Source organism: Paraburkholderia sp. ZP32-5 (assembly GCF_021390495.1).
Classification (GTDB): Bacteria; Pseudomonadota; Gammaproteobacteria; order Burkholderiales; family Burkholderiaceae; genus Paraburkholderia.
Genome location: NZ_JAJEJP010000002.1, coordinates 868,049 through 895,012, shown reverse-complemented (window position 1 = coordinate 895,012; position 26,964 = coordinate 868,049). Strand labels below are relative to the sequence as shown.

At 59.5% G+C, this 26,964-nt stretch carries 19 protein-coding genes; 9 read left to right on the top strand and 10 right to left on the bottom strand.

Annotation, left to right across the window (positions count from 1 at the left end; all coding sequences use genetic code 11):
* Positions 1-29: 29 nt before the first annotated feature.
* The 6 genes from L0U82_RS22810 to tssB all read right to left on the bottom strand — a co-directional run bounded on the left by L0U82_RS22810 (position 30) and on the right by tssB (position 10,062).
* On the bottom strand, positions 30-944 hold the full coding sequence (locus tag L0U82_RS22810) for a hypothetical protein (protein WP_233834733.1): 915 nt from the start codon (positions 942-944) through the stop codon (positions 30-32).
* Between the two features lie 292 nt (positions 945-1,236).
* Entirely contained in the window at positions 1,237-2,292 is a 1,056-nt protein-coding gene (locus L0U82_RS22805; protein ID WP_233834731.1) for a hypothetical protein, read from the bottom strand.
* Positions 2,293-2,929: 637 nt separating this feature from the next.
* Positions 2,930-5,488 carry a glycoside hydrolase family 19 protein gene (locus L0U82_RS22800; protein ID WP_233834729.1) on the bottom strand — a complete coding sequence of 853 codons (2,559 nt, stop codon included), beginning with the start codon at positions 5,486-5,488 and terminating at the stop codon, positions 2,930-2,932.
* Positions 5,489-5,496: 8 nt separating this feature from the next.
* Positions 5,497-7,836, bottom strand: coding sequence for a type VI secretion system Vgr family protein (locus tag L0U82_RS22795; RefSeq protein ID WP_233834727.1), 2,340 nt, complete (start codon positions 7,834-7,836; stop codon positions 5,497-5,499).
* Between the two features lie 83 nt (positions 7,837-7,919).
* Positions 7,920-9,476 (bottom strand): type VI secretion system contractile sheath large subunit, encoded by a 1,557-nt coding sequence (tssC, locus tag L0U82_RS22790; protein WP_233834725.1) that lies wholly within the window; start codon positions 9,474-9,476, stop codon positions 7,920-7,922.
* 73 nt (positions 9,477-9,549) lie between these two features.
* Positions 9,550-10,062 carry a type VI secretion system contractile sheath small subunit gene (tssB, locus tag L0U82_RS22785; RefSeq protein WP_233834724.1) on the bottom strand — a complete coding sequence of 171 codons (513 nt, stop codon included), beginning with the start codon at positions 10,060-10,062 and terminating at the stop codon, positions 9,550-9,552.
* Positions 10,063-10,652: 590 nt separating this feature from the next.
* On the opposite strand from tssB, the gene tssK reads away from it, so the two are divergent.
* From tssK to tssE, 6 genes are all read left to right on the top strand, one after another.
* Positions 10,653-12,005, top strand: a complete 1,353-nt coding sequence (tssK, locus tag L0U82_RS22780; RefSeq protein ID WP_233834722.1) for a type VI secretion system baseplate subunit TssK — start codon at positions 10,653-10,655, stop codon at positions 12,003-12,005.
* The gene (locus tag L0U82_RS22775; protein WP_233834720.1) at positions 12,002-12,733 is read left to right on the top strand and encodes a DotU family type IV/VI secretion system protein; all 732 of its coding nucleotides are present in this window, start codon (positions 12,002-12,004) and stop codon (positions 12,731-12,733) included. The genes tssK and L0U82_RS22775 overlap by 4 nt, the downstream gene beginning before the upstream one ends.
* Positions 12,730-14,499, top strand: coding sequence for an OmpA family protein (locus L0U82_RS22770; RefSeq protein ID WP_233834718.1), 1,770 nt, complete (start codon positions 12,730-12,732; stop codon positions 14,497-14,499). The genes L0U82_RS22775 and L0U82_RS22770 overlap by 4 nt, the downstream gene beginning before the upstream one ends.
* A gap of 114 nt (positions 14,500-14,613) precedes the next feature.
* Positions 14,614-15,099 (top strand): Hcp family type VI secretion system effector, encoded by a 486-nt coding sequence (locus L0U82_RS22765; protein ID WP_233834716.1) that lies wholly within the window; start codon positions 14,614-14,616, stop codon positions 15,097-15,099.
* A gap of 215 nt (positions 15,100-15,314) precedes the next feature.
* Positions 15,315-18,095 carry a type VI secretion system ATPase TssH gene (gene tssH, locus L0U82_RS22760; RefSeq protein ID WP_233834714.1) on the top strand — a complete coding sequence of 927 codons (2,781 nt, stop codon included), beginning with the start codon at positions 15,315-15,317 and terminating at the stop codon, positions 18,093-18,095.
* A gap of 13 nt (positions 18,096-18,108) precedes the next feature.
* Positions 18,109-18,534 carry a type VI secretion system baseplate subunit TssE gene (gene tssE, locus L0U82_RS22755; RefSeq protein ID WP_233834712.1) on the top strand — a complete coding sequence of 142 codons (426 nt, stop codon included), beginning with the start codon at positions 18,109-18,111 and terminating at the stop codon, positions 18,532-18,534.
* 40 nt (positions 18,535-18,574) lie between these two features.
* On the opposite strand, the gene L0U82_RS22750 is transcribed toward tssE, so the two are convergent.
* Both L0U82_RS22750 and L0U82_RS22745 read right to left on the bottom strand, forming a co-directional pair.
* A complete protein-coding gene (locus tag L0U82_RS22750; RefSeq protein WP_233834710.1) occupies positions 18,575-19,132 on the bottom strand; it encodes a hypothetical protein in 558 nt (185 codons plus the stop codon).
* Between the two features lie 229 nt (positions 19,133-19,361).
* Positions 19,362-19,829 (bottom strand): hypothetical protein, encoded by a 468-nt coding sequence (locus L0U82_RS22745; RefSeq protein WP_233834708.1) that lies wholly within the window; start codon positions 19,827-19,829, stop codon positions 19,362-19,364.
* Between the two features lie 755 nt (positions 19,830-20,584).
* On the opposite strand from L0U82_RS22745, the gene L0U82_RS22740 reads away from it, so the two are divergent.
* From L0U82_RS22740 to L0U82_RS22730, 3 genes are all read left to right on the top strand, one after another.
* Positions 20,585-21,877, top strand: coding sequence for a cation:proton antiporter (locus tag L0U82_RS22740; RefSeq protein ID WP_233834706.1), 1,293 nt, complete (start codon positions 20,585-20,587; stop codon positions 21,875-21,877).
* Positions 21,878-22,695: 818 nt separating this feature from the next.
* The gene (locus tag L0U82_RS22735) at positions 22,696-22,974 is read left to right on the top strand and encodes a DUF1488 family protein (RefSeq protein ID WP_233834704.1); all 279 of its coding nucleotides are present in this window, start codon (positions 22,696-22,698) and stop codon (positions 22,972-22,974) included.
* Between the two features lie 15 nt (positions 22,975-22,989).
* Positions 22,990-23,781, top strand: coding sequence for a phosphate/phosphite/phosphonate ABC transporter substrate-binding protein (locus L0U82_RS22730; RefSeq protein ID WP_233834702.1), 792 nt, complete (start codon positions 22,990-22,992; stop codon positions 23,779-23,781).
* A gap of 201 nt (positions 23,782-23,982) precedes the next feature.
* Here L0U82_RS22730 and L0U82_RS22725 read toward each other — a convergent pair whose 3' ends face one another.
* Together L0U82_RS22725 and L0U82_RS22720 are read right to left on the bottom strand one after the other, a co-directional pair.
* Entirely contained in the window at positions 23,983-26,028 is a 2,046-nt protein-coding gene (locus L0U82_RS22725) for an acetyl/propionyl/methylcrotonyl-CoA carboxylase subunit alpha (RefSeq protein WP_233834700.1), read from the bottom strand.
* A 78-nt stretch (positions 26,029-26,106) separates the two neighbouring features.
* Positions 26,107-26,892, bottom strand: coding sequence for an enoyl-CoA hydratase/isomerase family protein (locus L0U82_RS22720; protein ID WP_233834699.1), 786 nt, complete (start codon positions 26,890-26,892; stop codon positions 26,107-26,109).
* Positions 26,893-26,964 lie beyond the last annotated feature (72 nt).

Here is a 26,964-nt window from a genome sequence, read left to right as displayed (position 1 = left end):
AGGTTAAAACCTCTTCCCTCAAGAAGCCATTACAGATTTTCGAGATCGGCAGCTTTCATCCATTTTATCAACGCCACTCCATTTCTTGAGACATACTTAATTTTCATCCAGCCATCAGGTGTCGATTGAATTTCATGAACGACGTCATTTTTCACCAAATACATCTTTGACTTACTTTGCTCGCTCCGGTCGCCGTAAAGCGGAGCCCTCTCGATTTGAACTCGCCATTTCAAAGATCTGACACCGCTTACACCCAACTTCCCTTCTATATATTTAGCCTCTCCTGTATAAAACTCATTATTCAACTGTCGCGCGATATCCACATAATATGATTTATTTTTATCAGTAACAGGGTCACAAATCAGAATATTTTCCACACCCAAGTTTTCAAACATCAAATCATGCATTTTTATCGTGACAATCTGATCGGAAAACTTGATCCACAAATGCTGCGCCCCAATCGTCGTCCTATTCAACATTTCCGGTGTTTTATCTACACTTCCATCAAACCACCTGTCATGCATCGCCGACCACTTTCCCCCACATACCTCTCCTGTCGGCATACTGATAACACATCCAGTATGGAGCTCCACAACAGGACAGTACTCTCTACCTTGTACCTTTGAATTCTCGCCCGGCATATCCAGAATGCCTTGTCTTACTAATGGCAAAACCGCGTAGTCACCGCTTGGGGAGATATTGCTTCGATCAAATCGCTCAAAAACTACTCCACCAGTATTAGTTAGCCGTTCATCCTGAAATAGTTGAATGAGGCTCTCATCTTTCGTGTGTAAAAATGCGGTGACCCAACCATCTCCAAAAATAGATCTATTCTTCTCTGTCAATGGATCAGCCAAACGAATCGGTAAGGCTGCATCCGTCCCAATCGCAATGTCATGCGCCTCACACGGTGATGCGAACATCAACAGAATCAACGACGACATCAAAATCAATTTCCGAAAAATATTTACCATCACGTCGTTTTTAAAACCAATCTACTCGCAATTGCTGCTCAATAGCACTGACCGGATCCTGCCACTTCGCGGGATTGGTCCATTCGGTCTCATGCTTCGGAATCAGACGCGAAGTCCGGAACGCACCCACGGAAATCCGGGACCCTCCGCGCTTTGCTACTGGATAGTTCGTCAGCGTCATGAGTACCGTCACCAGCCGGAAAAAACTCACTATGCTTCTTAGGCCTCTCGTTACCAATAGCAATGGAACTAGCGGATCGCATCACGGTGCAATCACCAGTTGGTCGGCCTTGATCCATCTAAGCAGATGTTTTCCAGAAGCGCTGACGTAATCCACATAGGCCCAGCCGGACGGTGATTGCTTTAATACAGTCACCGAGTCATTCTGGACCAAATAGGCTCGACTCGGATGAGCATCATCAGGTGCCGTATAAAGCGTCGCTTTTTGCGCCGATACGGTCGCCGTACGATCTTCGTTTTTCGCAGTTTTTAGCTCTGACGTACCACCGACGCCGACTTCCGTTTCAGAAATCGCAGCGTCGATCAGCCGCGCGTCGTAACTAGCACCTGCCGCATGCAAGATGCTCGCAATCTTCTGATAGACATCACGATTCGCCGGCGACGGCGGATCGCACCGTAGGAGATTGTCGGCACCAGAATTAGTATCGACAAGTAACTGCGGTGACTGACCAGCATTGATAAAGTGCAGCAACCGGCCAGCCGACGGACGATCGCTCTTGAGCATTAAACTTGTCTGGTCGTTTGTTCCCCATTGCGCATGCTGGCCAGCCTGCCATCCCTCTCCACATATTTCGCCGGTTTGGTCAGCAGTGATACATCCCGAGCGAATCTCAATGGCCGAACAGTATTCACGACTCGCGTTAAACTCCGGCTGCCCCGGCCCCGACGATACAAGCCCAGACTCGATTCGCGCGATGACAACATATCGGCCAGACGGGGAAATATTGCTCTCGCTCGGCGGTTCAATCTCTGTACCGCCCGCGTTCGATTTGCCGGCTCTTGGCAGCAGGCTGAACGTCGCTCCGCTTGGAAAATAAAATACCGCCTGTTGCCAGGCACGTTCGGGCAGTGGCGCTTGAGGGTTCGAGGCCTTGCTATAGAGAATAGCCGCCCCACCCGGCAAAGCGAACCGGAACGTGGATAACGGCGCAAAAGCGAGTGCTGGCTTGGAAGCACCATCTGTCAGCAGCAAGACGGTGGTAATCACTGCACCGATACGAACGGCATGGACACTCAGTAAGCCGGTGCCAAACGGTTGAATACTTGTCTTCATCAATTTTGAAGTCGCACTTTTCAAGATGGTATTTCCACGACCTGAATCGAATGGTGATATCGCTAGGGCGCGGTCGAACGTGGCGCTGCACTGCGTTCATATAATCGGAAGTTCGGAGTTGCCCTATACGCTCACTTCCTTCAATGATTATTAAGGCCGTCTGTTATGTCCAAGGTTCCCCACGGTACACCTTGTCGCGTTTTTTGCGAATATGGAATGTATCCAGTACCTTTACACGCTTTGTCAAACACGAGCTTCCCCTTTCTCACGACATACACTTCACCCGGAACAAGAGCATTCGATACAACGTAGTGGTAGTCACCATTCTTGAATTTGAGATGTGTGCCAATTCCCGCGGAAAGTCTGGAGACGTCAACGATGGAAAATATATTCTGCGGTGGCACAAACGATTCCGGATATCTAAATTCAATTTGAGATCTGGTTCCATATCGATATTGCACATAGCCATCATTAGGCGACGTGTTCTGCGCAGCACAGATAGACACAACCTTGTTTGTATCCTCTATTTCGCAGCTAAAGTAGATATCTTCACTATCTGCACAGAGAGACGTAGATCGTTGCGGATCAATCAAATCAGCATGACACCAATTGAATGCGAAAATCAAATAGGCAAAGGCCATATTGCCAAATAATCTAAACATCACTGTAGACCTCCCCAATTATCGATTTCACTGAAGTTAGTTCGCCGTCCAGTAATACTTGCGGTTTTCTGTGAACTTGGTGCTCCGTGAAACAATCCTGGATTTACAACTCTCGTGACATTGTCAACAACGGTCAATGCCGAACCAGCATCCGCCACATTGTATAGACGGTTCACCACCCAAAAATAGCAGGCTGAACGAACGGCGAACTTCACTTGGCCCACTATGTCAGGAGTTTCTTCGAAATTTATATTCTCGTCTGCAATCCAGTTTTCACCATTTTGACGATGCCAAAGAGTAAAGCGTCTATATCCACCTCTATGCGTCAACTGAATCATCCCTCGGCCTCGATAGCGATATCCATCGCCAGTCAAAATACCGCCGTTTCCATCTTGCCCAGCGTATGCATGGTTAGCAATAGCCTCTTGATTTGCAGGATGTTGGTTTGTTCTTCCATACGTCTGCGCGTCTGCCGGATGAGAAGTGAAGTAGGTATATATTCCACCAGTTGCCAGTGCCGTGGCGGAATAATTTAGACTTTCGTCGTCAATTGCCAAGCTGGGTCCAACCTCCTGTTTAACCTGTGCGAAGAAATGATTACGACGGACAAGGCTGTCCAACCTGAATAGATCTAGATGGGGATTAAGCTCGTCTATAACCTGTTGCAGAATCACCGAGTTCGCGTTAGGAAACATGTGCTGCATCATCGGCAGGGTAAAGCGAAAACCACCTTGGCAAAAATTCCCCACCAGCCCAACCGGATGAATATGAAAAACATCCGACCCCGGAAACCCCTGCACACCCGCCTGGACCTCATCCCACCAGACCAGATTGGCAATACGCTTCTTTTCCTCTTCGTGTTCAGGTTTCGGGCCGGTGTGCTGCTCAATCGCACTGACCAATTCCTGCCATTTCGCGGGGTTGGCCCATTCGCTCTCATGCTTCGGAATCAGACGTGAAGCCCGGAACGCAACCCACGGAAATCCAGAACCCTGTGGGCCCTGCCCTATGTCGGCCAGTTCGTCGGCAGCATGAGCACCGTCACCAGTCGGAAAGAGCTCACTGTAGATTGCGGCCATGAGTGGGCTAAGCTTGTCTTTGGAGCCCGGGTTAGGCGTCTGCTTATCGGTCTTGTAGTCGACATAGTCCTGGCTCGCCGCAAAAATGGTATGTGTTGGATCATGGTCCTCGTCGTGACAGACAAAATCTACCCAGCTTTGCGCATGCTCGCTGGCAACCATACCGCCGGCGAAGCTCTGCTCACGCACCCATCCTGAAATGGGATTGCGTTGTATATCCGCGCTGTCGACTTTCCACCAATTGCGCTTCTGTCCGTCATTGCCAGTAGCGGTTTCCGCGACCATGTGATTGGAATCACGCGGCAGTGACGCAAGCTGATAAACCTGTATCACATCGGTCTGCTTCTGGTCCTGACCAGGTTGCCCGGGTGGCGGTGCCTGGTACAGTTGCACTCCAGTGCCGACGCGCAGGATCGTTGGCTGCGATGACAACCCCAGTTGACTCCACTGGGACGCGTTCCCAACATTGCTGTTGACCCAAGCCCGTCCTGCCGCGATGAACTGCTTGATACTGTCATCGCAGAACACCTCGATATGCACCATCCGGGTCGAGGTTGAATCGCGCAAGGAGTCGTAGCGCCCCAGGAAACCGACCACGTCACCAGCCTTGACCTTGACCCGCTTCTCCTCGGGTACGACATTCACACAGTCAAAGGACGAATCCGGCACGACGTTTTTCACGACGGGACCCTCGCGGCCGATCTCCTTGCCCAAAAAAATCCACCGATCTTTCGCAACGCTGGATGGCACATATGTACCGATCGTGGGCGGATATAACGCACCCGGATCGTCCGCTATTTGCCCCCAGTTCCCCTCCCGCCTGGAAAGACTCACCTGCGTACCCTGCGGGAGAATGCCGAGAACGGCTCCGTTAGGCTTGCTGACATGGACATTCAGTCCTGTCTGTCCACCCGGCACTGGCTGCCCGTTTGCGCCGGGATTCGGTTTGTCAATAGTGTCCTGTGTCACTTCGACCTTGGCAGCCCAATAAGCCGGCCAAGGAAGCGTCGGGTCGCTTTCATAACCAGCGTAGTCCTGCAGATGCATGTACAGGCTGAAGAACGTGAGCTTCGTGCCCGGCGGAAACTCCATCGTGTGTTTGACCAATGCAAAACCCGTGCTGTACGGCGCCTGGACTGCGGATTGTCCATCATGAGCCGGGATCTCGCTGACTGGGTAGGCACGATTCAGACGCCACGCGACGACTTCGCCATCAGCAATGCAGCGTATCCCACCCTGGATATCCATCGACTGACCGGCGCCCGCCTCGGTGATGTGAATACCTCCGTGCCACATCCCGCCGCTGCTAACCGGGAAAGCGCCTGAAGACTCCTGTTTCAGAAGTTGGTATATCTCGTGCTCGTCAGTAAAGTCTGTCGCCGCACCTCCGTTCGTCTGTCCTTTCTTGCGAAACGGAAACGCAAACGAAAGCAGCTTCACGGGCGTGCTAGGCGGATTCGGTGGAGTCGTATTTGCCATGATTACTTTTACTCCGAAAACCCGAAACTCATGTTCCCTTTGACATCTTTGACAGGAACACCAGACCAACTTGGGAACGCGAAATTCCCACCAGCCGGACCATCCACTTCCAGGTTGCCCTTCACGTCGACCTGCCCGCTCGGGCTGGCCAGTTCAATCCGTCCGTTCGCGATCTTGACGTAGGCTCCCGCGCCGTCACCCAACGTGATGCCCTTCGATGCCGTGATCTTCACCTCATCGGTCGATGAACTGATCGTCATGCTTTTGAGTGCCATCAGCTCCATTGCGTCGCCTTGCGCCTGCATTTGAACCTTGCCTTTCGCGGCGAAAATGCGGATGCCGAATCTGGCTGCAAAAACGGAAATCGCTTCGCCCGCGGCGATCGCAATGCGCTTCATCACGCCGATATCGAGCCCGTCGCCAGCGGTAAGAAACAGTTGCTTACGCGCCGCGAGTTGAAAGTCGCTGCCGCTCGCAAGGCCCATCCCGTCTGGCGCAGTCGCGACTACCACAGACTTCTTCAGTTGAGACAGATTCTGTTCGACAAGAGCACGTTGTCTTGTGACTTCCGCCAACAATGCCTTTGCCGCATCAGCACTTTCATTGAGCGACCTCAGAATGTCTTCGGATTGCCGGAACGTGTCGTCGGCATCCTGCATCGCGAGCTGCTGACCAGCCGCGGCGGCTTGCTGTTCGGCCGAAATCAACACCCCCTTCGCCCCACGCACCGCCACGTGCTCATCCGTGCGCAGCTCCGCCCCCCGCCCCCGCTCCTTCCGATCGGCATCGACCATATGCCCAAGATTGAGCTCACTGGTCTGAAACGGCGTAGTGAGATGAATATGCTCAACCCCTTCCTTATCTTCCATCCGCATCTCATTCTGAGCAGCGGTACGAACGATATTCCGGGTGTTATTGAGGTTATTGACGAGATCCAGATGCAGACTATCGTGCATCGCGCCGATGATCACAGGCCGATCCGGATCGCCGGCGGTAAACACGATCGCCACTTCCGCCCCGTCAATCAGCGGAAAATGATGCCCATAGTCATCCCCACTATAGGGCTTGGCAAACCGCACTGGCCGACTCGTCCCACCCGGACTCCACGTGTCCAGATCGAACGGCAACACGATCACATACCAGCCCTGCTCGGTCAGATACGCATACTTATAGCTACCCGGCGACGTCACCCGCGCCGGCAAAATGCCATCGATAGCAGGCCGCTGAATCGACTCCATCGAAGTGCGCCACACCCGATCCGAAGGAATCCCCTCGAACGTCACCCGATACGCCTGATTCCGCGCCCCATGCGAGCGCACTGACGTAACGAAGATCCCGTACTTAGCATCGGCCGGATTCGGATCGACGGCCATGACCTCGCCCGCCTCAAGCCAGAACGGATTGCCAGTCCCGATAAAAGTAATCTGTTTAGCCAGATGCGCTTCATGCCGCAACTGTGCAATGCGCTGACCTTCTTCCGGCGTTTCGTAATGCTCGCCCCAGTGATAATCGACGGCATTCGTCGTGTCGTCACCGCGCGACGTATTCTGTTCGACGAGCAGCGAAACCCCAGCCTGCCGATGGTTATAGTCGTGCAACCGCACCGACTCGGGCACCCGTCGCGTGCGTCGCCGAAGCGTCTTGATCGCATCGGCACCCACACTCTCGAGCCCCGTATCGCGTCGAAACGGCACCGTCCGTTGCTTGCGCGCGTACGCGTCGAGATCGTCGCCAAACACAATCGTCGCGCGATCCTTCTTCTGCTCCCAGCGGAACCAGATCCCTTCGCGCGCGCACAAGCGCTGAATAAACGCGAACGTCGTCTCGTGATACTGCGTGACGTACTCGTGGCGTTTGTACTGACCACGCAGCTGAAATACAAAATCCACTCCGCTTCGATACCCGAAGTGCCGCAACGTATCGGTGATGATTTCCTCGACCGATTGCTTCTGAAACAGCCGACTCGTCACACCTCGATCGAGATCGGCGAGCTTCGGCTCGACGATCACCCGATAACGCGTTTCATCCTCCGACGTGTCGAATTCGTCGAACTTCGTCACAATGCCGTGGATCGTATGCGCCGGCGGCTTCGTGCTGAACTTCTCGGCGTTCTCGCCGAACATCTTGCGCAGATAGTCGATATTCGGATCGCCCGGCTCGACAGTGAACCGTGCCGGACGCCCGAGAACCTGATCCATCGGAATACCCGCTACCGCGCTTGTGAATTCAATCTCGTACCTGTACAGCTCACTGACGCGATCGACGCCAGTGAACTTCAGGATCGAGAACGGCGCCGGATGCGGCGCCAGTTTCAATTCATAAGCCTGCAACGGCATAACCATCGACATGCAATTCCCTCCGGATACGCAATCAAAGCAGCACCACCGGGGCACGCACGAGTGCCCCGGCAGTTCACACCGAAAACCTCGGATCAGCTCTTCGCTTTCGGCATCTGCGACACCAGAGAAAGCCCGATGTCCATGCCCTCAACCTGGAAGTGCGGGATGATGAACAGCTTGATGCGGAAGAAGCCGGGGTTGTCCTCGATATCCTCGACCGTCACTTTCGCCTCGCGCAGCGGATGCGATGCCTGCAACTCATCGCCCGGGTCCTTCATTTCGGTCACGAGACCCTTGATCCAGTTGTTCAGCTCGATTTCGAGCAGACGCCGGTCTTTGGTCGTGCCGATGTTCTCGCGCTGAATCAGCTTCAGGTAATGCGCGATACGCGACAGCAGGAAGATGTACGGCAGCCGCGCATTGATGCGGCTGTTCGCGGTGGCTTCCTTCGTCTCGTAGAGCGCGGGCTTCTGCGTCGAATTGGCCGAGAAGAAGCATGCAAAGTCGTGGTTCTTGTAGAACGACAGCGGAATGAAGCCGAGATTGGCAAATTCGAACTCGCGGGTTTCCGGAATCAGCACTTCCGTTGGAATCTTCGGCTGTACGCCCGTGCCGAGGTCATACAGATGAACCGGCAGGTCCTCGACCTTGCCGCCAGCCTGCGGACCGCGAATCTGCACGCACCAGCCGTTGTTGACAAAGCTGCGGGTCATGTTGGCCGCGAACGCAAACGATGCATTGACCCACAGGTAACGGTCGTGATCCGGACCCTTGACCGCTTCCTCGTAGTTGAACGCACGCACCGGTGTCGTGTCCTTACCGTACGGCAGGCGACCAAGCACTCGCGGCATCGTCAGGCCGACATAACGTGCGTCGTCGGTATCGCGGAAGCTCTTCCACTTGATGTACTCGGCCCGATCGAAGTAGTTGCCGATGTCCTGAATCGCGGCGACCTCCTCCATCGACTTCTTGCCGAAGAACGCGGCCCCCACCGAACCGATGAACGGCATGTGCGCGGCGGCGGCAACCTTCGAGATATTGCGCAACAGCGCGACGTCCTGCGGCGAATTCGCGAACTCGAAATCGCTGATCAGCGCGCTGATCGGCTGACCACCCGGCGTGTCGTATTCCTCGATGTACGTGAGGCGATACAGGCCGCTCTGGATCAGTTCCGGCGTATCTTCGAAGTCGCGTTGCAGCGCCTCCTTCGACACATCGAGCACTTCGATGCGCGCGTTCTTACGGAAGTCCGTGCGCGACACGAGCATCTTCAGGCCGCGCCAGCGGCCTTCGAGCGCCTGGAACTCGGGCGTGTGCAGCACCGCGTCGAGTTGGCGGCCGATCTGCCGGTCGAGCTGGCCGATATGAAAGTCGAGCAACGACTTGTCGAGACGATCGACCGGCTGGCTCGATTGCGCGACCAGATCGAGAAACGCGCCGATGCCGCGCGCGATGCGCTCGTCGGCCGAGGCCTCGGAGAGCATGTCGTTGTCGCGGAACGCCTCGAGCGGACGTGCTTCGGACACGGGCTTGAGGTTGATCTTATTGCACAGCGATGCATACACGCTGTCACCGGCGACCGACGCTTCCTGCGCTGCGTTGAGCACAACGGTCTCGGTTGCACCCCGGCGGGATTCGTTCTGTTCCATGGTTGTTCCTGTCTGCGTTCCTGGAGCTAGGTGGGTACGAAATGCGGTAAAGGCGGTCTTCGATCGGCGCCGCTCAGGCATGGCCTTCCGGCTGGGTAGCGGCCGTCGCGATCTGCGCGAGTTCGCCGCGCAGCCTGTCCGACAGGCGCTTGTCCTTCAGGATTTTTTCGAACTCGCGGCGGAACGTGCCGTTGTCGAGCAGGTTCGATTTGAGGTCGCGCAGCAGATTGCGCATCGCGAGCAACGCCTGCAGTTCCGGAATCTGCCGAGCCACCTGCTCCGGCTCGAAGTCCTTCATCGAACGGAACGACAGCTTGACCGGCAGCTCGGAACCGTCGTCGGCGAGCGTGTTCTCGGCCGCAATCTTCAGGTCCGGCGCATAGTCGGCGAGCACTGCGTCGAAGTTGTTTTTATCGATGTTCACCTTCTTGCGCTCGGCAAGCGGCGCCTGCTCGCGGCCTGCGCTGAAGTCGCCCGCGACGAGCAGCTTGAGCGGCAGCTCGATCTTCTTCTGGGCGCCGCCGGTGTGCAGATCCAGTGTGATGGAGACGCGACTCTTCGGAATTTCGCGCTGAAAGCTGTCCATTTGTGTTCCTCATGTAATCAGGTTCGAGACGCCCCGCAGAACCCGTCCGTTGCGATGCGGTGACACCTTTCGTGCGCATGCACTCAGACGCGTTTATATGCGACACGCAAAGGAAATAACGCCGACGCCTTATTGCGCGGCAATTCGCGCGACATTTAGCGCAGGCGGTATTAAAACAGGGCTAACGATACATCGCCGAAGCTCATTCTGCACATTTATACACGAACAATTGTCAACAATGGTCACGATCATACTTTTTAAAGATAACGTCGATTTGACTTGTGGTTCATTGTCAGTGTATAGGCGCATCAAAAAATCGCCCAAACCCTTATCTGCAGGCCCTTCCATCTTCCATTGATTTTTTAGATATTCGTTAATTCACCGAACATTGATTTGACATTCATCCGGAAAAGACACACTTCATGACAGATAAAATTGACGATTTCTTCTATATCAAAATAAACTCAATCTGAATATGTGTGAATTTTCTACATAAAATAAAATATGGGTATACGATTAGCAAAAACTCCATATATAATTCGCGCTTCGAATAACCCGACATAATCAACATCCAGCGACACACCACACCTATGCGGATCGACAAACCGCTGTGGCATGAGGGGCTCATCCTCACGCAGCAGCACTTCCAGCAACAGGAACGATGGGCCGGATTCGCGCTGCAGCAATTCGCAACCGCCGCGCTCGCCGAGCCTTGGGGCACGCTCGGCGTCGAAGTCGACGAAGAGGCTTTGGCCACGGGGCGCCTGAAGCTCACACGGCTCAAGCTGCGCTTTCCGGACGGCACGCCAGTCGACACTACCGCGGCCGATGCGTTGCCGCTCGCGCGTGATCTGACGCAAGGTGTGCCCGCCGATCGGCAGAGCGTCGTCGTACTGGCCGCGCTCGCTCTACCCGATGCAAACGGCAACAACTGTCGCTTCGACGAAACGCCGCTTGCGCGTCCACGTCGCGCGTATCGCGAGTTCGTCAAGGTCGCGGATCTGAACGGCAGCGGCGAAACCGAAATCGCCGCGGAACGTCATGCGCTGCGCCTGCTATTCGATTTCGAATCGCACGCGGACGACACGGTCTGTGCGATCGCGCGGCTCGTGCGCACGACCAGCGGTCAGTTCCAGGTCGATCATCGCTTCGTGCCGCCGTGTCTGACGCTCGGCAGTCATCCGCTGCATCTCGAACGCATCAGTCGTGTCGCCGAAATCCTGCAGGCGAAGAGCGCGGCGCTCGGCGCGCGCCGCAGCGAACGGCTCGAACAGGTCGCCGAATATGGCGTCGCCGATGTGCAACTGTTCTGGCTGTTGCATTGCATTCACGCGGCGTGGCCCCAGTTGCGGCTTTACGCATCGCATCCGCGCCGCTCGCCGGAACAGCTGTACGGCACGCTCGCGCAGTTGGCGAGCGCGCTGATGACGTTTTCAACGCTCGCGCAACTCACCGACATTCCCGCCTACGATCACGCGCGTGCCGACGAGATCTTCGCGAAGCTCGAAACGACGATCCGCGATCTGCTCGACGCGATCATTCCGTCGCGCGTGGTGTCGATCGGCCTCACCCGCAAAAGCACGACCACATGGGCCGGCCAGTTCCTCGACGAGCGCATCGTCGAAGGCGCGGCCGACTGGTATCTGTCGGTCAATGCGCCGCTGCCGGCGTTCGAGCTTGCCGAACAGTTCCCGCGCCTATGCAAGATCGGCGCGCCCGACGACGTCGAACACATCATCAATTCAGCGCTGCTCGGCATTCCGCTGAAGGCGGTGCCGCGCGTGCCGGCCGCAATTCCCGTGCGTCTGGACAATCAATACTTCGCGCTCGATCCAGCCAGCGTCGCGCACGCGAAGATGCTCGCGGCGCGCGCATGCCAGATTTATCTGCCGGCGTCGGTGCCCGACGCGTCGCTCGAACTCTATGCGGTGCTGCGCTCATGAACGCACTGACCCGAAGCCACCATGAATCAGCGCTGCTCGACGGCGGTCCCGGCGTGGGCCGCGAGACACGCACGGGTATCCGCGATCTGCTGCGCGACACCGCACTGCTCGTCACGACGTTCGCGCCCAATGGTCAAGCCGATAACCCGGCCGACTTCCGCGACCGTTGCAGACAACTGATCGAGAATTTTTCGAGCGCGCTCGAGCGCCGCGGCTATGCACGCGACGTGCAACAAGACGCGCTCGTCGCGCAATGCGGGCTGCTCGACGAAATCGCGCTACGCCATCTATCCGCTGAAAGCCGCGCCGGCTGGGAGATGAAGCCGCTGCAGGTCGACCGTTTCAACCTGCATGACGCGGGCGAGCGGGTGTTCGAACGTCTCGAAGCGCGTATGCGCGAGGCGTCGCCGCAAGTCGATCTGCTCGAATGCTATGCGGCCATTCTGAGCCTCGGCTTTATCGGCCGTTACGCGCGCGACGGCGAGGCGAAACGCTCGGCGCTGATCGCTTCGCTGAATACACAACTAGAAAAGCTGCGCGCAACGCCGACACAAACCTTTATTGCGGACCGTCCCGGGCGCCGGCTCTCTGACTGGCTTTATCGGTTGTCGCCGTGGGCGATTGCGGGGCTCACGTGCGTCATCGCGGCGATCGTCTGGTTGGTCTGGTCGGCCGCGCTCGACGCGCAAGTGGCCCAGCTCGTGCACGCGAGGATCAACCAGCCGTGAAGTCCGATCTGCCTGTGCTGTCCGCGACGCCGACACGTGTGCCCGATCGTGCTTACGAAGGGCTCGGTTATCCGTTGCGCACGTTGATCGTATTTGCGGCTGCGTTGGCGCTGGCGGTGAGCTGGTTCATGCTGCCGACGGGACACGGTACGGTGTGGGCGCTGACCGCCATCATTGGCCTGGTCGCGTTGGTGCTGGTGGTGTGGCGCAGCGTGTGGCTGTCTCGTGCGCGCGAACAGAGTCAACACGCGCTGGCCGCGCTTGGCGCCGCGACCGTCGATATTCCGCCCAAACTGCGCATCCGCATGCCGCTCATGCTGGTCACGGGCGACGGCTTGCCGGCCATCTTCAACCGCAACGATGAAGAACGCTTCGCGCACGTCGGCGAAGGCGCGATCTGGCTGCGCGTCGACCAGCCGCAGGAGCTACGACATCTCGCGGTCGCCGTCAGGCAGTGGCGGGACGGACGCGCACCCGATGGCGTGGTGTTATCGGTTGCGCCTGCGCTGCATGTCGACACGGACATGCTCACGCAAAAACTGCGCGTCACGCGTCAGGCGCTCGCCGATGCGGCTCGCACGCTCGGCACGCGTCTGCCTGGCTATGTCGCGGTCTATCAGCGGCTTACGCGTGGCACGGCCGATGTTTCAGTGCCCACGTGGTATGGGGCGTCGTCGGCTTCGGGCAGCGTCGATACAGCGCGTTTTGACGCGGTGATCCACGCGGCTGAAACCGAAGTGCAACGCGCGTCCACGGGGAACTGCAGCACCATGAGCGCTGCGAACGCCGGCACGAGCATCGCCGCGACAACAAGCGCGGCGCGCGCCGCAGCTCTGGCGGCGCTGATCGGCTGGACGCAGCGCGTCGTGATCGGCACGCTGACCGACCGTCTGCAACCGGCCACGCCGTGGGCGCTATTCGGCGCGGGCTGGATCGACCGCGGTCCCGCGAGCGGCCCGCCCAATCCGTGGGAACGCGACGTGCAGCGGCAAACGTGCGTGACGCTCGCCGCCGTCGCCGCATCACCACTGCCGTGGCCATTGCCGCAGCCGCTGATCGAGGCGATGCCGCGGCGCTACTGGATATCGCCGCGCAGCGCCGCCCTCGCGCATGCGCTCGCGCTGCTCGCCTGCGCGGCAGCCGTCACGTTCTGGTCCAGCGCGAAAAACAACGAAGCACTGTTCGGCCGCATCAGCGCCGATCTCGGTCGCTATTCGATGATCCCCGCCGCGCACGATGCGGCGAAGCGCGACGCGCTGCAAGCGCTCGTTAGCGACCGTGACCGGCTCGATCGTTACGCGCGCATCGGCGTGCCACTGCATCTGTCGTTCGGCATGTATCGCGGCGCGCGATTGCTGCCGGCGCTCAATGATGCGATCGGATCGTACGTGCCGCCGCCCCCACCGCCGGCGATCGTCACGCTCGACAGCATGTCGCTGTTCGACAGTGGCCGTGCGCAACTGAAGCCCGGTTCGACGCGCGCGATGGTCGGCGCGCTCGAAATGATCAAGACGCATCCGGACAAGCGGATTCTGGTTGCCGGTCATACCGACGACGTCGGCAATCCGCAGAGCAACCTGAAGCTCTCCACGGCGCGCGCCGAGGCTGTGCGCGATTGGCTGACCGATGCATCAGGTATCGCGGCCACGCAATTCGCGATCCAGGGATACGGCGATACGCGCCCGATCGCGAGTAACGAAACACCGGAGGGTCGCGCGAAAAACCGGCGCGTGGAGATCACGCTCGTGCCGGACGCCGGGAAGTAGTCCCCCCTCCTCAGGCAAACAGATCTTTAGTCCCCGAAGCACCGCGCTTCGGGATTCTGAAGCTCGGGGGCTAGCTCCGGGCGGTTGTCGTAGCAGTAAAGATAGGAGTAAAGCATGGCAATTCCAGCCTACATGTGGCTCAAGGACGATGGCGGCGCCGACATCAAGGGGTCGGTGACGGTGCAGGAACGCGAAGGCAGCGTCGAACTCGTCGCGTTCGATCATGGCGTCCATATTCCAACCGACGGCAACACCGGCAAGCTGACCGGAACGCGCGTGCACAAGCCGATCACGCTGACGAAGGAAACCGATGCGTCGACGCCCTATCTGTACAAGGCAGTGACGAGCGGCCAGACGCTGAAGTCGGTCGAAATCAAGTGGTACAAGATCGACGATGCCGGCAAGGAGAAGGAGTACTTCAACACCAAGCTGGATAACGTGAAGATCGTCGCGGTGCGGCCGAAAATGTTCGACATCAAGAACCCGGACTACGAGAAGCACAACCATCTCGAAGACGTCGAGTTGCGCTACGAGACGATCACGTGGTCGTACAAGGACGGCAACATCATCCATAAGGACACGTGGAACGAGCGTTCCTGAGATCCGCGCGTTTGAGCATGCACGAGCAGCCGGTGTGTTGCGGCCGGCCTGTTGATGCAACCGGTACGCCGACGCGTCAATGCACCGTTGCATTGACGCACTGACGTGCATCAACGCATGCCGACCAGTCCGCATCCCGGGCTGGTCCCTTATTCCTTTTCTGGCGGCGAGCGAATCTGGCGCCCGCCATTGCCTTCCGCGACCGGACTGCCGACATGACCTTGCGCGACGACCGAAGAAACGCCCTTTGGGACACCACTCATCTGCTGCGCCGACTCAATCCGCACTGCGCGAAAGCACTGGAAGCGGCGGCGAGTCTTTGCCAGACGCGGCTCGCCGACGAGATCACCGTCGAGCACTGGCTGCTGAAGCTGATCGAAGCCGCCGACGGCGACATCCCGGCGATCCTGCGGCATTACACGATCGATATCGAAGCGGTTTGGGATGCGCTGCTCGCCGCGATCGATCATCTGCCGCGTAACCTGCGCGGCAAGCCGGCGCTCGCGCCGCAACTCGCCGCGTTGCTCAAGGATGCATGGGTGCATGCATCGTCGCAGACTGACGACGCGCAGATCCGCTCAGCTAATCTGTTGCAGGCGCTCGCCGATGCGCCGCATCTGCTGCGCGCACAGAACGCATGGCCGCTGTTGTCGGTCAGCAGCGCGCAGGTCCAGCGGGTGCTGCCGCGTATCGCGCATCGATCGTGTGAAAGCGAACCGGAAGAGCCCGCGGTGGACGATTCCGAGCCTGCAACACCCACGTCGGCGGACGGTCCGATCACCGCAGTGCATGCAGGTAACGTGCGAACACCCCAACGCGCGGAAAACACGTCAACTACAACGGGCGAGACGCGAGCAAAACAGACATCATTTGCCAGCGCCGACGCCCTCGCCCGCTTCGCCATCGATCTGACCGACAAGGCCAGGCGCGGCGGCATCGATCCGGTGTTCGGCCGCGATCGCGAAATCCAGCAGATGGTCGACGTGCTCGCGCGACGCCGCAAGAACAATCCGATCCTCGTCGGCGAGCCGGGCGTCGGCAAGACGGCGCTCGTCGAAGGTCTCGCGCTGCGCGTCGCCGAAGGCAGCGTGCCGAACGTGATTCGCGACGTACGCATCCTCACGCTCGATCTCGGACTGTTGCAGGCGGGCGCCGGCGTCAAGGGCGAATTCGAACAGCGGCTGAAGAACGTGATCGATGAAGTACAGGCATCGGCCGAGCCGATCCTGCTCTTTATCGACGAAGCACATACGCTGATCGGCGCGGGCAACGCGGCCGGCGGCGCCGATGCCGCGAATCTGCTGAAGCCGGCGCTCGCGCGCGGCGAGTTGCGCACAATCGCTGCAACCACCTGGTCCGAATACAAGGAGTTCTTCGAGCGCGACGCCGCGCTCGAACGCCGCTTCCAGATGATCAAAGTGGATGAGCCGGACGACGACGCGGCCTGCCTGATGCTACGCGGCCTGAAGAGCCGCTATGCGACGTACCACAACGTGCATATCCGCGACGAAGCACTGATCGCTGCCGTCAAACTGTCGCGCCGCTACATCCCCGCGCGGCAACTGCCGGACAAGGCCGTCGATCTGATCGACACTGCCGCCGCGCGCGTACGCATGGGTCTGGAGGCGCCGCCCGCGGAACTGCAACGCGCGCGCGCGGTGGTCGCGGCGCTGGAACTCGAACATGCGACCCTCGACGATGACAGCCGCGCCGGCATCGACGCGCTCGAAGCACGTCACAACACGCTCGACGCCGCGCTCGCCACGGCCCACGCCGACCTCGCCGACCTGCAAGCGCGTTACGACAGGGAACGCGAACTCGTCCAGACACTGCATCTGCAGCGCGACGGCGATCCCGCCACACGCGATGCCGTGGCGTTCACTCAGGCCCGTCATGCACTCGCGCGCGCTCAAGGCAAGGCGCCGCTGATCTTCGCGGACGTCGACGCACAGGCCATCGCGCGCGTCGTCGCCGAATGGACCGGTGTGCCGGTCGGCAGTCTTGTCGAAGACGAACTGCAAAGCCTGCTCACGCTGGAAGCACAGCTCGCGGCACGCGTCGTCGCGCAAGACGATGCGCTCGCGGCGTTGTCGGAAAGCCTGCGCACCGGCAAGGCCGGGCTGTCGAATGAACATGCGCCACTCGGCGTGTTTCTGCTTGCTGGACCGTCCGGTGTCGGCAAGACCGAGACGGCGCTGGCGCTCGCCGACCTGCTGTTCGGCGGCGAAGCCGCGCTCACGACGATCAACATGTCGGAATATCAGGAGTCGCACACGGTCTCGCAACTTAAAGGCTCGCCGCCCGGCTACGTCGGTTACGGTCGCGGTGGCGTCCTGACCGAAGCGGTACGGCAACGGCCGTATAGCGTGGTACTGCTCGATGAAGTCGAAAAAGCACATCGCGACGTGCTCGACATGTTCTATCAGGTGTTCGATCGCGGCATGATGCGCGACGGCGAAGGGCGCGAGATCGACTTCCGCCATTGCGTGATCTTGATGACGTCGAATCTCGGCAGCGCGCAGATCGACGAAGCGACCACGGAGAACCCGGTGGTCTCGCAGAGCGAACTGCTCGACGCGATTCATCCGCAGCTCGTCGCGCATTTTCAGCCGGCGCTGCTCGCGCGCTTCCAGACGCTCGTGTATCGGCCACTCGATGCAATCGCGCTTGCGTCGATCGTGCGTCTGAAGCTCGCGAAGATCACGGAGCGCTTGCGCCGCGTGCACGATGTCGAACTGAGCTGCGATGAATCGCTGATCGACGCGATCGCACAGTTGTGTCTGGCGCGCGAATCGGGTGCGCGCAACGTCGATGCTTTTCTTAATCAGCGCATCCTGCCCACGATATCGCGTGAATTGCTCGCGCGCATGGCAAGCGGTACCCCGTCCGCAAAAATTCAACTGACCAGTTCGCCGGAAGGCAATTTGACGATCGACTTTGTGGACCGTGAAGAGGCCGCGGTGGAGCATACGACGACAACACCGGTGATCGCTTGACAGGAGCCGCATCATGCCCGCCGGACCCTCTCTCTATGACATGCTGCTCGGCCAGATCGGCGGCGAGTCGCTCGACGCATACGACGATCGCACACTCGAATGCCTGAGCGTGCAGCAGAACGTACAGCGCATCCTGAACACGCGCGCGGGCGCGCTCAAGCATCTGCCCGACTACGGGCTACCGGATATGACGAATATCTACAAGGCGCTGCCGTCGTCGGCGCACGCGCTCCGGCAGCAGATGGAGGCGACGCTGCTGAAATATGAGCCACGTATTCGCGCAATCGATATCGACATTCTCGAGGATGGGGACCCCGGTGTGCTCGTCAGTTTCGAAATGACGTGCCATCTAAAGAAAGCCGGGCTTGTGCGGTTCGGAACTTACTTCGAGCCGCCGGGGCGGTTGTATGTGAGGCGACGGATACAGGAGCGGGTGTAAGGCGCGCCATACACGTATTGACCTGCGCAAACCCGCGCGTTCAATGGCTCTGTTTCGCCGTCGTAGACGACGTGTCCGTTGTTTGTAGCCCGTGTCGTCGCAAAACGATAGAAACGACAAACCACATCTGATTATTTACCTGCTGCGATAGCGTCGCCATATAGTTGGCCGTGTTGCTGTCTCGCATCGCCACGGTCCACCTTTGCATGACGGGATCTTGCAGCATCGTTATTAGATGCCTCAGTTCATCATCGGAGAACTTTGCGTCTTCTACGAAGTATCTTGTTAGAAGCGCTTGCTCTCCGTATCCCGGTCTGATTTTGTTTGCAATAATCTCATTGACGTCACTGCGAACAGATTTCCACGTGTCGTCCGAAGCCCCGGCATTGAATTTTTTCACAGCATCGATCAGATAGCCTGCCGTTGTCTTTTCCATCGTGGCAGGGTCTCCGCGCTCGGTCAACGAAACGACTCTATCGATCAAAGCCTCTGTAGCCGCATTAGTTTGTACGGCGGCTTGCGCGGATACGCTGAGAAGTACGAGGAGCAGCGAAGCCACTCCTTTTCGTACTCGCCGGGAGCCAAAACTGGTTTGCATCAGTACTCTCCAGGAATCATTCGGTTACCCCCATATGCCTAAAGGTACCGGTACAGCAACGCATATCAACGCTACATTTGTTCACATTCACGCGCTTGAATCTCGATATAGTAGAAGCCGTCGATCACGGGTCCGATCGACTCTCCCGGACAGGCGTTGGAACCTGTCCTTCAGAAGCCTCGATTGCCTGTTTGCTTTCGAGGCTTATTTTTTAGCATCCGAAAGTCATTCAGGTTGCCAATGTGCCGGCTGTCGCATTCATCCGGGCAGGCGGTTGGCGATGATCGGGATTGCCGTCGTCCGCCGTGCCGGCAACGGAGATGAACTGCAGCATCAGACAGAGCAGCACGCCAATCAGCTGAATACTGCGCCGGCTGGAAAAGAAACTGTTTTTGCCTGGGATAAAGAATTTCACCGCGCCGACACGAGGCACCATGCCGACTCCGTAACTCGATTTTTCCGTGGGCCCCTGCAACGCCGCGGGACTGCCGGCAATAAAATTCGCCAGCAAAAGCGCACCCACAAATGCCGAGCCGATATGCAGCGCGATCATCCAGTGAGGTTGCGCGACCGCGTCGGCCTGCCCATTCGCCGTCAGGTTGACGTAAGCCGATATTGCCGCGGCGGCAATCGCGAAACTACCGATAAACAAAATAGATTTTCGAATAATCATTATCGACCCCGCTTTCTTCTTCATCCACGGTTCGCTTGACCCGAGTGATCAACACCTCAAGTCGCGCAATTGTGTTCGTTTGTCGTGATTGCATATCGAACCGGGTGCGCACTTCTCCGTTCTACTTCGTGGCCATTTTAGAGATATCGAACGCACTATAACGATTTAGCGAAGGATTCGGTGTAAAGAAAGGTCAAAGCTGTTGTTTTACACACAATTCGTTGCAAGCGGTCGACAATAGCCCGTCAAGCGCAGCGAGCGGACGAAAAGCACCGCACCGAGGTGGCATAGAGGAACCGTCACACGTAGGCGCGCGTGGTGGCCATGACTTTCCGTGTGTTGCCGTCGTCGGATCTCAAACCGCTACCCGCAGCAAATCTCAAATCTAGTCGAAGCAAAGACTGGTCAATTGCGCTGTCCGTCGGCAGTCGAATTGTCTCGAAATAAAATTTCTTGAAATAGAAGATAGCCGGATATAAACCGTCAAACCGGAACTCGGCTCGCTCAAGCCCGGTCCGAGTATAGTCATTTCATTTCGTGGCGATCCGACGGTGAGTACCGCATCCAGCGCGGCTTGCCACCATCCGTTCGTAGCGTGCGCCGCGAGCGGCGTTGCTGCGGTCCGATTAAAAAGACGCAGTGTCCGGCCGACGCGGTCTACCAGGTTGAATCAAGCAATCATCGTGTTGAACGGCTTTTACCCGTCCACGCGGATATCTCGATCTTTTATCAACCGAAGTAGCTGTGTCGTTCCAGATGCCGTCTCGAATTAAATTACGATGAGCGTATTCCAGATCACAGGTGTGCTGTTCACCATCGTCGCGCTGTTCGGCGTCATCAACTACCGGTTCATCAAGCTGCCCGACACGCTCGGCATCACCGCGGTGGGGCTCGTCGTCTGCCTCGCTATTTCGGCGCTCGGCTTTTACTATCCCGCGATGGCGGTCGCCGCGCGCAAGATCGTCGTGCAGGTCGATTTCGCGGACATCGTGTTTCACGGGCTGCTCAGTCTGCTGTTGTTTGCCGGTGCGTTGCACGTCGATCTGTCGAAGATGCGCACGCAGCGGCGCGCGGTGCTGATGCTGGCCACGGTGGGCGTGCTGATTTCGGTCGCGGTGGTCGGTTTCGGCTTTTTCTACGTCGCGCAATGGCTCGGTCATCCGATCAGTCTGCTGTGGTGTCTGACGTTCGGCGCGCTGATTTCGCCGACCGATCCGATCGCGGTGCTGAGCGTGCTCAAGCGCGCGGCGGCGCCTGAAAGCCTCGAAACCAAGATCACCGGCGAGTCGTTGTTCAATGACGGCACCGCGGTCGTCGCGTTCGTCACGCTGGTCGGGCTCGCGAGCGGCGCGAACGAGTTCTCCGTCAACGCGGTCGCGCTCGAACTGTTCCGCGAAGTCGCGGGCGCGCTGGTGCTCGGCGTGGTACTCGGCTTCGGCGCATCGCTGCTGCTGCGTGGCATCGACAGCTATCCGGTCGAAATTCTGATCACGCTGGCGCTTGCCACCGGTGGCTACAGTCTCGCGGAAGCACTGCATGTTTCGGCGCCGCTCGCGGTCGTCATCATCGGGCTCGTGATCGGCAATCATGGCGCGCTCACGTCGATGTCGGAGAAGACTCGCGAGCATCTGTTCAACTTCTGGGACCTGCTTGACGAACTGCTGAACCTGCTGCTGTTCGGCCTGATTGGGCTCGAAATCATCGCGCTATCGCTGCGCATCCATATCGTGTGGCTCGGACTCGCGGCGATTCCGGTCGTGCTCATCGCGCGCGGCGTCAGCGTCGCGATCCCGTTGCTCGCGCTGCAGAATTTCCGCCGGCTCAATCCACATTCGACGGTCGTGCTGACCTGGGGCGGGCTACGCGGCGGCATTTCGATCGCGCTCGCGCTGTCGTTGCCGGAATTTCATGGGCGTGAAATGTTGATCGGCGTTACTTATCTGGTGGTCGTATTCAGCCTTCTGATTCAGGCAACCACGCTGGGGCTGTTGATCCGGCGGCTCAATTTCGCGGGAACGCAGGCCAGTGCCGTAGCGCCACCACGAAGTCCCGACGTTGCAGCGATGGAATGAACGCGCGACGTGTTTGCGCTCCGTGTCGTGGCTGAGTTGGCGCGCCATGTCGTGCTCGGCAGGCACGGCGCGGGGCTTCACGACGAAGCAAGCTGATCGAAGCTCAACAGGATTTGATCAGCAATGGTCAAGCCGTTCGTCAGGCAAATCGGAGGGTCAACTTTTAGTACTTGCCAGTGTCAAAACACACTCGCTCAGCTCTTCCGCACACCGCGCAAGCCGCAAGCCTTCCCGTGCATCGCACGCGATGCACGCGGTAGGCCCGAACTATCGCCTGCACGAAACGCGTGGAGATCGTAAAGTGGATGCTAACGCGCGGCTGGTCAGCGGAGTACGGCGAGCTGAGCGTAAGCAGCAAAGTTGAAGGGAAAATTCCAAACAGCGTCCGAGACCGGTGCGAACCGCGCAGGAAAGAACCGCGGCACGGTTCGCTTTTGCAGGCAGGCCTAGGACAGGTCGCGCGGGCAGTTCGTGTATCACTTCTGGAGTCGATTTAAGCGCCTTCCGAACAGTGTCAGGCCGCTCGCTCGAACCGTCATTCAGGGTCTACCCGGAAGCCTGTCGAGCGCCCATTCAAGTCATTGCCTGCTCGCGGCGCTGGCCGCGACCGGCTTTGTTCCGGCCATGGTTCTCCACCGTGGTCCTGGCCCCGGCTCCACACGAGCTGTCCCGGCCAGCTTCTGGCATACGTTCAGCCAGCGACCGGCCTGCCGTGTGAACCACGGCACCGGGCATTTCGCCGTAAATGCCGGTTCTCTAACATACCCGGCATTCGCGGTTTGTCATTCTGTCGTTTCGGGCGTCCGAAGGAGTTCGCCATGTCGGTCTATGTCGATGAAGGGTTTCGGCCCTGTGTGACGGAAAGCGAGACGGTCGCGTTCCGCGTGTGCTGCGACGATCGTGCGCAGATTTTCGAAGTGAGCGCGGAGGCACTGGTGGCTTTCTGCGGCGCGGTGAGCAACCGCAGGCAGGACCTGCTGGTTGCGTTCGAGGACGCGCAGGACGAAATCCTGTCGGTCGCCGCGCAGAAATGGAGGTTCGTGCCGACCGAATCGGTACGGCTCGGGCTCGACGAATTCAAGATGGTCAGACATTAGTCCGAATCGCGTGCAATGACCTGGATCGCCGCCCTGCCTATGTACAACGTCACACCCGCGCTCGACCTCGAGTGGCGCGAGTGGCTCGACGACGTGCTACGCCGGGTGAAACCCGCGTGCCGCATCGTCGAACCGGACGAGGAATTGCACGGCTTCTGGCGGCGTCCGAATCTGCTGATTTCGCAAACCTGCGGCTATCCGCTGATGCGCGGCCTGCACGAGCAGGTCCAACTGGTCGCGACGCCCTGCTTCGATGCGCCGGGCTGCGACGGCGCGCATTATTCGAGCGTGCTGATCACGCGCGCCGACGCACAGTTCGACACGCTCGCGTCCTGCCGCGGCGCACGCGCCGCCTACAACCAGGACGATTCGAACAGCGGTATGAATGCGTTTCGTCACGCGGTCGCGCCGCTCGCTCGCGCCGGCATGTTCTTCGGCACCGTGCTGCGCACCGGCTCGCATCTCGGCTCGCTGCGCGCGGTCGCCGACGATCGCGCGGACATCGCCGCAATCGACTGCGTGACGTTCGCTTTCGTTCGCGATGTGTTGCCGGAACTGGCGATGCGAGTTCGCGCGATCGGCATGACCGCCGCGTCGCCGGGTTTGCCGTTGATCGCGGCAGCCAACGTGCCGCCGACCACGATCGCGGCGCTGCGCGACGCACTGAACGACACGCTGACGGTCCGGCCCGAGCGCGCACGGCGCCTGCGTCTAACAGGTTTTTCGACGCTGCCGCTCGCCGACTACGCGCGTATCCGCCAGATGGAAAGTGAAGCGCGCGCCGCGGGGTACGCGCGTCTGGCCTGATTTGATTCGCCTCACTTGCCCGCCTACCCGATCACCTCCTCGTCATCCACCAGCGTCACAACCACCAGCCAGGACGCCGACAGCGTCCAACCACCTTCAACACACGGCACCCACCAGACCCAACCTCAAATCCCACCCCAACCGCAAACCCTCAACCACCCCTCCCCCAACCAATCAGCCGACGCATCCCCACTCCCCAACTCACCCCACATCAAGCACCAGCAACTGCGCACCATCCGTCACCTGATCGCCCACCGCATACAGCACCTCGGCCACGGTACCCGCCGCCGGCGCGCCGATCGTGTGCTCCATCTTCATCGCTTCCATCACGATCAGCGGCGTGCCCTTCTCGACCACCGCGCCCGGCTCCACCAGCACCGCGATCACCTTGCCCGGCATCGGCGCGGTCAACCGTCCTTCGCCGCCCTCAATATCGCCGGCATGCGCGAGCAGGTTCTGCCACTCGAACGCCAAGGTCTCGCCATGACAGAACACATGGAACCTGTCGCCATCGACGAACACGCGCCCGGTCACGCGCGCATCGCCGATCGTCGCGCGGAATTCATGCGCGCCCGTGCCGGCCGACCATGTGAAGTCTTCGCGCACGCCGTCGTGTTCGAGCGACTGCGTGTCGCCATTGCGCGCGAATACGACGGTGAACGCGTCGTCGCTGTCGTCGCGGGCGCTGTCGTCGATCGCGCGCCAGCCGAGCGTTTGCGTATAGCCGCTATTGACGCGCCAGTGCGACAACGCATCCCACGGCGACGCGCCGTGCGCAGTGCCGCCCTCGCGCGTCAGCAGCGCGGCGCACGCGAGCGCCAGCGCTTCCTTGAACGGCTTGTTGGCCGGCGCGAACAGCGCATCGTGATGACGCTCGATCAAACCGGTATCGAGATCGCCGCTCGCAAACGGCTCGCTCGCGACGATCCGCTGCAAGAACTCGACGTTCGTATGCGGCCCGACCACCTCGCACGCATGCAGCGCGCGCGACAGCCGCGCCAGTGCTTCCTCACGCGTCGCGCCATGCACGATCAGCTTCGCGATCATCGGATCGTAAAACGGCGTGATCGTATCGCCCTCGCGCACGCCGCTGTCGATACGCACCGGCGCCTTACGGCCCGGCTCGCCGAGCCCGGCCGCGTCGATCGCGAACTCGACGCCTTCCGGCATGCGCAGATGCTTGAGCGTGCCGGTCGACGGCAGGAAGCCGCGCGCCGGATGCTCGGCGTAGATGCGCGCTTCGATCGCATGGCCGTCGAGCTTCAACTGATCCTGCATCAGCGGCAACGGTTCGCCCGCCGCGACACGTAGTTGCCATTCGACGAGGTCCTGCCCCGTCACCATCTCGGTGACCGGATGCTCGACCTGCAGACGCGTGTTCATCTCCATGAAATAGAACTCGCCGCCCGGCGTCATGATGAACTCGACGGTACCCGCGCCGACATAGTTGACCGCGCGCGCGGCGGCCACCGCCGCTTCGCCCATCGCGCGCTTCACATCGGCTGCGAGCCCCGGCGCGGGTGCTTCCTCGAGCACTTTCTGATGACGCCGCTGCACCGAGCAATCGCGATCGAACAGATAGACCGCGCCGCCGTGCCGGTCGGCGAACACCTGTACTTCGACGTGACGCGGCCGCATCAGATACTTTTCGATCAGCACGCGATCGTTGCCGAAGCTGCTCGCCGCTTCGCGCTTGCACGACTGCAACGCCGCCGCGAAATCCGCGCTGCGCTCGACCACGCGCATGCCCTTGCCGCCGCCGCCCGCGCTCGCCTTCAGCAGCACCGGATAGGCGATCGCATCCGCTTCGCGCTGCAATAGCTGCGGGTCCTGGTCGTCGCCGTGGTAGCCGGGCACGAGCGGCACCGCGGCTGCATGCATCAGCGCTTTCGCGGCGGCCTTCGAACCCATCGCGGCGATCGCCTCGACCGGCGGCCCGATGAACACGATGCCGGCCGCCGCGCACGCATGCGCGAAATCCTCGTTCTCGGACAGAAAGCCGTAGCCCGGATGCACGGCCTGCGCGCCGGTCGCGCGCGCGGCCTCGATGATGCGTTCGATACGCAGATAACTTTCCGCCGCCGTCGAGCCGCCGATATGAACCGCTTCGTCGCAAGCCGCGACGTGTTTCGCGTTGGCATCCGCGTCGGAATAAACGGCCACGCTCGCGATGCCGAGCCGCTTGCAAGTGGCGGCGACGCGGCACGCAATCTCGCCCCGGTTGGCAATCAGGATCTTGTTGAACATAAGTATCTCGATGAAATAGGCGCTACGGGGCGGTTGTTATTAACGAACGGTGCTCAGGCAAACACGCAAAAACCCGCATCAGTTGCGCCAGCCTGGCGTGCGCTTTTCGAGAAACGACGCGACGCCTTCGCGGCCTTCCGCGCCGGCTCGCGTACGCGCGATGCGCGCGGCCGTGTCTTCGATCAGCGCGTCGTTCAGTTCACGGCCCGCGACGTCCTGCACGAGCCGCTTGCACGCGCGCACCGCCTGCGGGCCGTTCGCGCACAGCGTTTGCGCGAGCTTCGCGACGGTCGCATCGAACTGTTCCGCGCTGACCGCTTCGCTGACCAGACCGAGACGCAACGCAGTCGCGCAATCGAATGCTTCCGCGCTGATGAAATAGCGGCGCGATGCCTGCTCGCCGAGCGCGCGAATCACGTACGGCGCGATCGTCGCGGGAATCAGGCCGAGCCGCGCTTCGGACAAACAAAAATGCGCGCTGTCGACGGCCACGACGATATCGCACGCGGCAATCAGGCCCATGCCGCCCGCGTACGCATCGCCGTTCACGCGCGCGATCACCGGCTTGTTGCAGCGATACACCGACGACAGCATGTTCGCGAGCAGCATCGCATCGGCGCGGTTCTCGTCGTCCGAGTAGCCGGCCATCTTCTTCATCCAGTTCAGATCGGCGCCCGCGCAGAACGCCTTGCCGTTCGCGGCCAGCACGACCGCGCGCACGTCGTCGCGCGTATCGAGCGTCGTAAACGCCGACGTCAGCTCGGCGATCATCGTTTCGTTGAAGGCGTTGCGCACGTCCGGACGATTCAGCGTGACCGTCGCGATCTGCCCGGCAAAGTCCACTTTCAGCGTTTCGTATTGCATGCGTGTCACTCCTTCGCGCCGTATCGTTGCGTCATATGCGATCGCGTCATACATCGTTGAGCCATACGTCGT

What these genes read in the sequence shown, in the direction of transcription:
- L0U82_RS22810 (WP_233834733.1), bottom strand. Translation starts at nt 944, where the DNA reads ATGTCGTCGTTGATTCTGTTGATGTTCGCATCACCGTGTGAGGCGCAT.
- L0U82_RS22800 (WP_233834729.1), bottom strand. Translation starts at nt 5,488, where the DNA reads ATGGCAAATACGACTCCACCGAATCCGCCTAGCACGCCCGTGAAGCTG.
- L0U82_RS22795 (WP_233834727.1), bottom strand. Translation starts at nt 7,836, where the DNA reads ATGTCGATGGTTATGCCGTTGCAGGCTTATGAATTGAAACTGGCGCCG.
- tssC (WP_233834725.1), bottom strand. Translation starts at nt 9,476, where the DNA reads ATGGAACAGAACGAATCCCGCCGGGGTGCAACCGAGACCGTTGTGCTC.
- tssB (WP_233834724.1), bottom strand. Translation starts at nt 10,062, where the DNA reads ATGGACAGCTTTCAGCGCGAAATTCCGAAGAGTCGCGTCTCCATCACA.
- tssK (WP_233834722.1), top strand. Translation starts at nt 10,653, where the DNA reads ATGCGGATCGACAAACCGCTGTGGCATGAGGGGCTCATCCTCACGCAG.
- L0U82_RS22775 (WP_233834720.1), top strand. Translation starts at nt 12,002, where the DNA reads ATGAACGCACTGACCCGAAGCCACCATGAATCAGCGCTGCTCGACGGC.
- L0U82_RS22765 (WP_233834716.1), top strand. Translation starts at nt 14,614, where the DNA reads ATGGCAATTCCAGCCTACATGTGGCTCAAGGACGATGGCGGCGCCGAC.
- tssH (WP_233834714.1), top strand. Translation starts at nt 15,315, where the DNA reads ATGACCTTGCGCGACGACCGAAGAAACGCCCTTTGGGACACCACTCAT.
- tssE (WP_233834712.1), top strand. Translation starts at nt 18,109, where the DNA reads ATGCCCGCCGGACCCTCTCTCTATGACATGCTGCTCGGCCAGATCGGC.
- L0U82_RS22750 (WP_233834710.1), bottom strand. Translation starts at nt 19,132, where the DNA reads ATGCAAACCAGTTTTGGCTCCCGGCGAGTACGAAAAGGAGTGGCTTCG.
- L0U82_RS22745 (WP_233834708.1), bottom strand. Translation starts at nt 19,829, where the DNA reads ATGAAGAAGAAAGCGGGGTCGATAATGATTATTCGAAAATCTATTTTG.
- L0U82_RS22740 (WP_233834706.1), top strand. Translation starts at nt 20,585, where the DNA reads ATGAGCGTATTCCAGATCACAGGTGTGCTGTTCACCATCGTCGCGCTG.
- L0U82_RS22735 (WP_233834704.1), top strand. Translation starts at nt 22,696, where the DNA reads ATGTCGGTCTATGTCGATGAAGGGTTTCGGCCCTGTGTGACGGAAAGC.
- L0U82_RS22730 (WP_233834702.1), top strand. Translation starts at nt 22,990, where the DNA reads ATGACCTGGATCGCCGCCCTGCCTATGTACAACGTCACACCCGCGCTC.
- L0U82_RS22725 (WP_233834700.1), bottom strand. Translation starts at nt 26,028, where the DNA reads ATGTTCAACAAGATCCTGATTGCCAACCGGGGCGAGATTGCGTGCCGC.
- L0U82_RS22720 (WP_233834699.1), bottom strand. Translation starts at nt 26,892, where the DNA reads ATGCAATACGAAACGCTGAAAGTGGACTTTGCCGGGCAGATCGCGACG.